Raw genomic sequence first — 6264 nt, forward strand, 5'->3', positions numbered from 1 at the left:
ACAGCAGCCTCGGCTACCGCAGTCCCGCCGAGTACGAGAGCGTCCTCGCGGTCTGACCACCACACCGATGGTGTCCGTCAAAGCGGAGCAAGCTCACTCTGCGAAGCCGCGTCCGAGCAGACCTACCTTCTGGGTTGGATGTCGTACGACAACGGTGAGCACGGCACCGCACAGCGCTACCTGATCCAGTCGCTCCGGCTTGCCGAGGAGTCGCGCAACCCCGCTCTCGGCGCTCACGTACTGGCCGGCATGGCCGACCAGGCGACCCTGTTGGGACACCCGGACGAAGGCCGCAGGCTGGCCCAGGCCGGACGGGCCGGACTGTCCCGGACGCCCGAGTCTGCCGCCTGCCTGGCGGACCTCTGGGCGCTCGAAGGCCGCGCGCTGGCCAAGCTGGGGGACAAGCGGGCAGCCACCAACGCCGTCGCCGCGTCGGAGCAGGCGTACTCCACCGTCCAACTGGACAACGAGGCCGAGTGGGCCCGCTTCATCGACCCCGCCTACCTGAACGGCGAGCACGCCCAGACCTTCCAGGACATCGGCGACAGCGCCCAGTCCGAGAAGTACGCCCGCGTGTCCATCGACCACGCCAGGGCCCAGCGACGCGCACGTCGTGGCGCCATGTCCCAGGCAGCCCTTGCCGTCTCGCACCTCCAGCGAAGGGACCTCGAAGCGGCCCACGCCGCCGGCCTGCGGACCCTGAGCCTGTCCGGTCAGGTCAAGTCCTCGCGGACGGTCGAGGCCGTGCAGAACCTTCAGCGCCAGATGGTCCCCTTCGGCCGTCACGCCCTGGTCGCCGACTTCAACGACCGGGCACGTGACTTGCTGGCCGCGTGATCCAAAAGCTCCAGCCACAACACTGGGCTCTCACCTTGAACAAAGGTGAGAGCCCAGTGTTGTGGCTGGTCAGCTCTGCCGAGGGATCTCGATCGCCGGGCACTTGTCCATCACCATGTCGAGCCCGGCGGCTCGGGCTCGGGTGTACGCGGCTTCGTCAATGACGTCGAGCTGAAACCACACGGCTTTGGCGCCGATGGCCACCGCCTCATCAGCCACCTCTCCGGCAAGATCGCTACGAACGAACACGTCAACGACGTCGACCTCGAATGGGATTGCCGAGAGAGAGGGGTACCCCTTCTCGCCGTGAACCGTCTCTGCCTTCGGGTGCACGGGCACGATTCGTTTCCCGAAGCGCTGGAGGACATCGGCTACGCCGTAGGCCGCGCGACGCTGGTTCGAGGACAGCCCTACGACGGCCCAGGTGTCGCCGACCTCTGTAAGGATCTTGCGGACAGTCGCTGCGTCTCCGTACATGTTCTGTCTCCCGCTGATCGGAACGTCAACTGCGTGATACCTGCGGGCCGAACCGCCGGATCATCGACACAGGTCAGGCGGGCAATCCCATACGAAAGCGGATGGCACCTGGAGTCACTGTCCCGACCTCGAACGGGATCTCGGCCAGCGAGGCGTACCCCTGCTCGCCGAGCACCGTCTCCGCCTTCGGGTGCACGGGCACCACCCGCTTGCCCGCCCGCTGCAGCACCCGGGCGACGCCGTAGGCGGCCCGCGCGGTGTTGCTGGACAGGCCGACCACCGCCCAGGTGTCCCCCGCACCGGTGAGGATCCGCCGGACCACCGCGTCATCTCCGTACGTCATGACAGTCCACAACAGCCCACCGGCCGAGCCCATTCCGAACGCAACCGTTCGGGCCTGTCCAGGCCTGAACGAGCGCCCACGGGCGAAGCCCGTTACTCGACGGTAGGCCGCCCCATCGCCCGGTACGTCCACCCCGCGGCGCGCCACGCGGCGACGTCCAGGACGTTCCGGCCGTCGAGCATCCGGCGTTCGGCGACCACCGCGCCCAGCTCGGCCGGGTCCAGCTCGCGGAACTCCTGCCACTCGGTCAGGTGCAGCACCACGTGGGCGCCTTCGGCGGCCTCGATCGGCGAGTCGGCGTAGGCCAGGCCCGGGAACATCTTCCGGGCGTTGTCCATCGCCTTCGGGTCGTAGACGGTGACCTGGGCGCCCTGCAGCTGGATCTGCGCGGCGACGTTGAGCGCGGGGGAGTCCCGGATGTCGTCCGAGTTGGGCTTGAAGGCCGCACCGAGCACCGCGACCCGCCGGCCGAGGAAGCCACCGCCGCACTGCTCGCGGGCCAGCTCGACCATCCGGGAGCGGCGCCGCATGTTGATCGAGTCGACCTCGCGCAGGAAGGTCAGTGCCTGGTCGGCACCGAGCTCCCCGGCGCGGGCCATGAACGCCCGGATGTCCTTGGGCAGGCAGCCGCCGCCGAAGCCGAGCCCGGCCTGCAGGAACTTGCCGCCGATCCGCGTGTCGTAGGAGAGCGCCTCGCTCAGCCGGCTGACGTCCGCGCCCGCGCTCTCGCAGACCTCGGCCATCGCGTTGATGAAGGAGATCTTGGTGGCCAGGAAGGAGTTGGCCGCGGCCTTGACCAGCTCGGAGGTCGGGTAGTCGGTCACCACGAACGGCACGCCGTCGTCGATCAGCGTCGCGTACACCTCGCGCAGCAGCTGCTCGGCACGCTCGCTGCGCACACCCACCACCAGCCGGTCCGGGTGCAGGGTGTCGCCGACGGCATAGCCCTCGCGCAGGAACTCCGGGTTCCAGGCCAGCTCGGCCGCCGCGCCCGCCGGGGCGGTCTCGGCCAGCCGGTCGGCCAGCCGGCCCGCGCTGCCGACCGGGACGGTCGACTTGCCGACCACCAGCGCCGGGCGGGTCAGGTGCGGCGCGAGCGAGTCGACCGCGGCGTCGACGTAGCTCATGTCGGCCGCGAACTCGCCCTTCTTCTGCGGGGTGTTGACGCAGATGAAGTGCACGTCGCCGAACTCGGCGACCTCCTGGTAGGAGGAGGTGAAGCGCAACCGCCCAGTGGAACCCTCATGCCCGGCGACGTGCTTGACCAGCAGTTCGGCGAGGCCGGGTTCGTACATCGGCACCTGGCCGGCCGCCAGCGTGGCGATCTTCTCCGGGTCGATGTCCAGGCCGAGCACCTCGAAGCCGAGCTCCGCCATGCAGGCGGCGTGTGTCGCGCCGAGGTAGCCGGTGCCGATCACCGTGATGCGGAGGGCCACGTGCTTCCCCTATGTCCGTTCGCCCGGCCGTGCGGTCTGCAGCCTGGCACCGGTCCCGATGGTATCCGCGAAGCCGCTGCTCGGGCACCTGCCTGCCCTCCCCGGGGCCCTGCCCGGCGGGCCGGGCGGCGGCACCTGCCGCCCCCGGCGGCGGAAACCGGTGTGATCAACGGCAGAATGCCCCGCATGGATTCGAAGGACGACATGCAGCACGAGCCGGCCGGGGACGCGGAGCGCGCGGCGGAGCCCGCCGCGGAGCGCCCCGCCTCGCTGAGCCTGTTCGCGGACCGGGAGGGGGCCGGGGAGGCCGGGGCGGCCGAGGGGGCCGAGCCGTCGGAGGTGCCTGCGGGTGACGGCGGCAAGGCCCGCCGCAAGCGCCGGGCCCGCCGGGTGCTGATCTGGTCGCTGGTGGCGCTGCTGGTCCTGATCGGTGGCGGCGTCGGTGCCGCGTACTGGACGGCGGACCACTACGCGTCCTCGGTGGCCCGCATCCCGGACGCCTTCCCCACCGTCCCCGAGTCCGCCCAGCCCAAGCCCGTCCCGCACAGCGGGATGACCTTCCTGCTGGTCGGCCTGGACGCCCGTTCGGACGTCCCCACCACCGGCAAGACCGCGCAGGGCCCGGCCTGGCAGGTCGGCGCGGCCCGCAGCGACACCATGATGCTGATGCACCTGTCGGCGGACCGGAAGAGCGTCTCGGTGGTCTCGATAGCCCGGGACACCTGGGTCGACATCCCGGGTCACGGCAAGGCGAAGATCAACGCCGCGTACTCCTGGGGCGGCCCGGCGCTGATGACCGAGACCGTGCAGAACCTCACGAACATCCGGATCGACCACGTCGCGGTGATCGACTGGAGCGGCTTCAAGTCCCTCACGGACGCGGTCGGCGGGGTGGACATCACCATCCCGAAGACCATCCCGGCCGGCAACGGCGCCCGCGAGTGGGACGCCGGCACCCAGCACATGAGTGGCGACGAGGCACTGCTGTACGTCCGCGAACGCCACGGCCTGCCCAACGGCGACCTGGACCGCACCAAGCGCCAGCAGAACTTCCTGCGGGCGCTGATGAAGCAGACCATGAGCTCCGGCACGCTGAGCAGCCCCACCAAGCTCGGCGGCCTGCTGCAGTCGGTCGGCGACGTGGTGAGCGTCGACAGCAAGCTGAGCAACGGCGACCTGTACGACCTCGCCTGGAGCCTGCGCTCGCTGACGGTCGGGGACGTCCGCTTCATGAACGCGCCGTTCGGCGGCTTCGCCACCATCGGGGGGCAGGATGTGGTGCTGATGGACAACGCCGCGGCGACCCCGCTCTGGGAGTCGATGCGCAACGACCGGATGGACCAGTACTTCGCGCAGCACCAGACCACCAGCGACACCCTCGGGGACAGCGTCCGCTAGTGATCGGACGTGTCGCACATGTCACGTTCGGGGTAGGCACCCGGCGAGCCTAGAATTAGTATCTACTTAACGGTAATTAACTGAGTTACACGGCGATTAGGGGCGAGCAACATGGCGGGCACCTCAGGAGCGGACTTCGACCTCTTCCGGCTCACCGAGGAGCACGACATGCTCCGTGAGGCGGTGCGGTCGCTCGCCGAGGCGAAGATCGCCCCGTTCGCGGCCGAGGTCGACGAGCAGGGCCGCTTCCCCCAGGAGGCGCTGGACGCGCTGCAGGCCAACGACCTGCACGCCGTCCACGTGCCGGAGGAGTACGGCGGCGCCGGTGCGGACGCGCTGGCGACCGTCATCGTGATCGAGGAGATCGCGCGGGTCTGCGCCTCCTCCTCGCTGATCCCGGCGGTCAACAAGCTGGGCTCGCTGCCGGTGCAGCTCTCCGGCTCCGAGGAGCTGAAGGCGAAGTACCTGGGCGCCCTGGCGCGCGGCGAGGGCATGTTCTCGTACTGCCTCTCCGAGCCGGACGCCGGTTCGGACGCGGCCGGGATGAAGACCCGCGCGGTGCGCGACGGCGACTTCTGGGTGCTCAACGGCGTCAAGCGCTGGATCACCAACGCGGGCGTCTCGGAGTTCTACACGGTGCTGGCCGTGACGGACCCGACCCTGCGCTCGAAGGGCATCTCGGCGTTCGTGGTCGAGAAGGGCGACGAGGGCGTCTCCTTCGGCGCGCCGGAGAAGAAGCTCGGCATCAAGGGCTCGCCGACCCGCGAGGTCTACTTCGACAACGTCCGGATCCCGGCCGACCGCATGATCGGCGCCGAGGGCACCGGCTTCGCCACCGCGATGAAGACCCTGGACCACACCCGGGTCACCATCGCCGCGCAGGCCGTCGGCATCGCCCAGGGCGCGCTGGACTACGCCAAGGGCTACGTCCAGGAGCGCAAGCAGTTCGGCAAGCCGATCGGCGACTTCCAGGGCGTCCAGTTCATGCTCGCCGACATGGCGATGAAGCTGGAGGCCGCCCGCCAGCTCACCTACGCGGCCGCCGCCAAGTCGCAGCGCGTCGACGCGGACCTGACCTTCTTCGGTGCGGCCGCCAAGTGCTTCGCCTCGGACGCCGCGATGGAGATCACCGTCGACGCCGTCCAGCTGCTCGGCGGCTACGGCTACACCCGTGACTACCCGCTGGAGCGGATGATGCGGGACGCCAAGATCACCCAGATCTACGAGGGCACCAACCAGATCCAGCGCATCGTGATGTCGCGCAACCTGCCGTAACCCGGCGGGGCGTTGAAGGAGTAGGCCAGAGGCACCCTGCGGGGTGCCTCTCGGCTTTCCGGGGCGGTCGAGGTCTTCGCCGGTCCTCACGTCGACCGAACTCCGGCCAGGAGCACTGTCCCCGAGTGCGTGCGTGCGACCGGGGCCTTCGGTGTGTCACCCTCCGGGGGGCCGCTTATTCCAGATCAGGAATATCCCTGAGGCGTCGTAGACAGGCCACGGAACCCGGGCCTAGCTTCGTCGGCAGGGCCGGGACGCTCCCGGCCTGAGGAGGGGGCACCATGACCGAGAGTCCGAACCTCACGTGCCTCACCGGCAAGTTCAACGGGCCGAACTGCGATGACGACGACTGCCCCAACGTCTACGCCACCGACCGGGACACGTTCGTCGTCCAGGGCGACTACTGAACTTGAATTCGTGATGTCGGTCTGAGGGTGGTCAGCCGTCCATGATCAGGCCGGTGGTGGCAAGGCATCCGTCGATGAGGTGAGGGCGGTA

6 protein-coding genes and 1 pseudogene are annotated in these 6264 nt (G+C 69.5%); 4 read left to right on the top strand and 3 right to left on the bottom strand.

From position 1 onward, the window contains the following. Positions 1–837: NsdA family TPR-like regulatory protein (locus ABD330_RS31765; protein ID WP_486327084.1), on the top strand; the 837-nt coding region annotated here is incomplete at its 5' end. Between the two features lie 69 nt (positions 838–906). Here the strand turns inward: ABD330_RS31765 and ABD330_RS31770 are convergent. From ABD330_RS31770 to ABD330_RS31780, 3 genes and pseudogenes are all read right to left on the bottom strand, one after another. After that, positions 907–1314: a CoA-binding protein gene (locus ABD330_RS31770; RefSeq protein WP_344469780.1), complete on the bottom strand. Its 408-nt coding sequence runs from the start codon at positions 1312–1314 to the stop codon at positions 907–909. A gap of 115 nt (positions 1315–1429) precedes the next feature. Then, positions 1430–1657: pseudogene (locus tag ABD330_RS31775) on the bottom strand (CoA-binding protein); the annotation flags it as partial. A 92-nt stretch (positions 1658–1749) separates the two neighbouring features. Further along, positions 1750–3093, bottom strand: coding sequence for a UDP-glucose dehydrogenase family protein (locus ABD330_RS31780; RefSeq protein ID WP_344469781.1), 1344 nt, complete (start codon positions 3091–3093; stop codon positions 1750–1752). A gap of 186 nt (positions 3094–3279) precedes the next feature. Between ABD330_RS31780 and ABD330_RS31785 the strand changes: the two genes are divergently transcribed. From ABD330_RS31785 to ABD330_RS31795, 3 genes are all read left to right on the top strand, one after another. Next, positions 3280–4491 carry an LCP family protein gene (locus ABD330_RS31785; RefSeq protein WP_344469782.1) on the top strand — a complete coding sequence of 404 codons (1212 nt, stop codon included), beginning with the start codon at positions 3280–3282 and terminating at the stop codon, positions 4489–4491. A gap of 111 nt (positions 4492–4602) precedes the next feature. Then, positions 4603–5766: an acyl-CoA dehydrogenase family protein gene (locus ABD330_RS31790; RefSeq protein WP_344469783.1), complete on the top strand. Its 1164-nt coding sequence runs from the start codon at positions 4603–4605 to the stop codon at positions 5764–5766. 281 nt (positions 5767–6047) lie between these two features. Beyond that, on the top strand, positions 6048–6173 hold the full coding sequence (locus ABD330_RS31795) for a hypothetical protein (protein ID WP_344469784.1): 126 nt from the start codon (positions 6048–6050) through the stop codon (positions 6171–6173). The last annotated feature ends 91 nt before the right edge of the window (positions 6174–6264 follow it).

It is taken from the genome of Kitasatospora kazusensis (genome assembly GCF_039529945.1).
GTDB classification, from domain to species: domain Bacteria; phylum Actinomycetota; class Actinomycetes; order Streptomycetales; family Streptomycetaceae; genus Kitasatospora; species Kitasatospora kazusensis.